We start from the raw sequence: 3075 nt of genomic DNA, 5'->3' as shown, positions 1-3075 counted from the left end.
CGAGCCGTAGCCCGAGGCAAGGTTTTCACAAAATACGGCTGCAAGAGGAAGTTGTCAAGGGTTTTTGCGAGCCCGCCCAAAAATAGTTTGCCCGCGTATTCGGACTGGCTCCGCTTCTCTGCTATCAGGCACGAAGCGCCTACGGCGGTTTCGGCCCCTACGTTAACACCCATGAAACGTCCTGCAAGGCTACCTCATCATGACCGCCTTGACAGCGAGGGATTTGGTGCCGGACTGAAGGCGCAGGAAATAGATGCCGGAGGGAAGTGTGAAAGTGCCAAAGTGCGAAAGTGCGAAAGTATGGCTTCCCGGGGATAGAGGGCCGTCGTGGAGGCGGAGGATTTCCCGGCCGTCTATCGCGTAGAGGCCGATCCGGACGGGCATGAGACCCCCCACCTGCGCTCTTGGAGGGCGGACATTCTTGTCCGCCCTTAGGGCAGGCAGGAATGCCCGCCCTCCAAGGTCAACTGTCACCGTCGCATGATCGTTGAAGGGATTCGGAGCAATCGAGATATTGAGGGGATCATCATTCCGGCGAAAGCCGGAATCCAACCCAAAATCATCCACACTCAGCATTCCCACATTCACCGCCCACCTTTGCACATCCTCCTCCCACTCTTCCTCGCTCACCCGCTCTCTCGCATACCCGCTCACAACGTATCTGCCGGTGTCTTGAAATGAAATGGACAAAGTGGACTGAGTAGACAAGGTGTCGGCTTCGTTCAGCGTCCACCAGAACTCGATGGAGTCGTTGTTGGCATTGAAGGGAATCAGTTCGAAGGTCGCTTCCTGACGAGGCTCGAGGGATATTTCGGGAAGATTCGGCTCGTATGCCCGAATAACGCCCCGCACCTGAATCGCCCATTGGACGCTGTCTGCAGGCACGGGATCGACATTCGGGTCGAAGACCCTGGCTTTCATAGAGTACCCGCCCGTCCGGTCGAACGCGTAGGACCGGATTCCGATCCGGTCATCCCCTGCCACTTCTTCCCATCTCACCGTTGCCGAGTCGTAAATCATCCATTCATACCGCAGATTCTCCCTTTCCCCGATGTAGGCGATGGAGTCGAGGGAGAAGTCGATTTCGCTGTTGCGCTGGATCGAGAGATAGTGCATGTCGGGTTCGTAGGCCTCAATCAGCAGGTCGTGTGCCTCGACCGCCCAATGCGCGGGCCGCCCTGGCAGCGTGTCTGAAACCTGACACTCGACCCGATATTCGCCTCGTTCGGGGAAGTCGATCCGGGCGGAAGAATCGCGTGAGACTTCATCATCATTTCGCAGCCAGAGGTAGTTGATGCGATCGCCCTGATAATCGACCGCGTGGACCCAAAATAGCAGCGTATCGCCGGTCAGGACGCGGAGCAGGCTGTCGGCGGGAAAGCGCTCAATGATCACCGGCGGTGAGCGGTCAGAATACAGTTTTCGCAGGAGGGCTTGGCTACCGGCTCGTCCTGCGATTACAGGAAAACCGTTCGCATCCAAGACAACCGATCGATACCAATAATGGCCTTGGACTTCGCTGCGCCACTGCAGATTACCCGCCGGATCGGTGCGAAGTATCATGGCCATTGCGTCATTATATTGCCCAACCATCAAGAAACCGCCATCAGAAAGTCGAGCCAAACTAAAGCCCTGAGAATATTGCTCGCCTCTTCCGTATGTGCGTTGCCATACTTGATTTCCGTCACGGTCAACTACTCGTATTAGTGGTTCTCCACGCAAATGCCCCGTCATCACGAAGCTGTTCGGAATAGAAATGAGCTCGTTCAGTGAGCCGGAGCGCTCATATTGCTGGCTCCAGAGAATCTCACCATTGAAATTGATTTTGGTTAGCCTTTGTCCGCCACCATCAGATCCATCATAACAACCTAAATAATAGCCATCATCCTCGACCTCGCGGATAGCCCGGACGGTGTTGAATACGCCCTCGGATCCAAATCGGCAATCCCAAATCGGCGCTCCATCCGGAGCAACCAAAATCGCCATCGCCAGTCCTGACCGAAGATCACCGCTAGTGCTGCCTCCAAATAGTAGATCGCCGCTTTTGGTTTCTATCACGGTACGGCTTGCCCCCCGTGGTTCTCCATAATTCTGCTCCCAAACTGTTTCGCCATTAGCATTTAACTTGGCGCCATAAAACCTGGGCACTCCATCCAATTGTGCAGGTCCGGCGATAGCGAATCCGCCATCATCAGTCTGAATGACAGAATTCAATTCACAGGATCCGGACTGGGCATCGAAAGGGTAATAGCAGCGATTCCAGATTTGACGCCCCTCTGAGTCGGTTCGAATGATAAGAAACCTTAGCGCGCGACTTTGATTGCCGCCCTGTCCAACGCAAATATAGCCGCCATCGCGGGTTTGAAATACATCGAAAAAATTATTGCGATTCTGGTCAATTTCGAAGTACCTTATCCATGCCTCACGGGGCTGCCCGCGTCCATTCGCAGCCAACATCAGCAGGCTCGACAGAAAGATGATGGGTCTTTTCATAATGAAATGTGCTTGGGTGGGTAGAATGGGAAAAATTGCAAGTTTGCAGGGGGCGGCGCTGGTAGCGCCGCCCCCTGCAAACGCCATCAGCGATTGTCGATAACCTCCCAGTTGAGGGTCATCAGCTCGACAGGCAGCTCCACCACCGGATCACTGGGGGAAACTGGCTCAAGATAAGAAGGCACCCCAATCTGAATATCAGTTGCCTCCTCTGGTATCTCCCAGTGATACTCACCAGGATTCGGTCCTTCCACGGGATCGAGCCAATCGGTCCATTGGTCATCGATCAGGAATCGCGCCTTCATAGCCGCGTTTTGCACCGGGTCCGGACCATCCTCATAAACATAGACGGTGAAGTCAACCGCCCAAGCCTCCGACGGCGCGGCGAAGAGGGTGAAGACCGCCAGCAGAGCCAGCGCTGCCAGCGACAAATTTGTTCTCGAGCTCATACCATTCTCCGTTCAGTTTGGATTGATAGTGTGCCCGGGCTGCTTAAGCCCGAGCCGTAGCCCGAGCCGTAGCCCGAGCCGTAGCCCGAGCCGTAGCCCGAGCCGTAGCCCGAGGCAAGGTTTTCACAAAATA

The 3075-nt window shown here is 55.2% G+C and carries 3 protein-coding genes; 1 reads left to right on the top strand and 2 read right to left on the bottom strand.

Annotation, left to right across the window (positions count from 1 at the left end; genetic code table 11):
- Positions 1–189: 189 nt before the first annotated feature.
- Entirely contained in the window at positions 190–2214 is a 2025-nt protein-coding gene (locus FJY67_11770; GenBank protein MBM3330127.1) for a hypothetical protein, read from the bottom strand.
- Positions 2215–2316: 102 nt separating this feature from the next.
- Between FJY67_11770 and FJY67_11765 the strand changes: the two genes are divergently transcribed.
- The gene (locus tag FJY67_11765; GenBank protein ID MBM3330126.1) at positions 2317–2517 is read left to right on the top strand and encodes a hypothetical protein; all 201 of its coding nucleotides are present in this window, start codon (positions 2317–2319) and stop codon (positions 2515–2517) included.
- A 62-nt stretch (positions 2518–2579) separates the two neighbouring features.
- On the opposite strand, the gene FJY67_11760 is transcribed toward FJY67_11765, so the two are convergent.
- Positions 2580–2942, bottom strand: coding sequence for a hypothetical protein (locus FJY67_11760; GenBank protein ID MBM3330125.1), 363 nt, complete (start codon positions 2940–2942; stop codon positions 2580–2582).
- Positions 2943–3075 lie beyond the last annotated feature (133 nt).

It is taken from the genome of Calditrichota bacterium (genome assembly GCA_016867835.1).
Taxonomy (GTDB): domain Bacteria; phylum Electryoneota; class AABM5-125-24; order Hatepunaeales; family Hatepunaeaceae; genus VGIQ01.
This window is presented reverse-complemented; position numbering and strand designations above follow the sequence as displayed.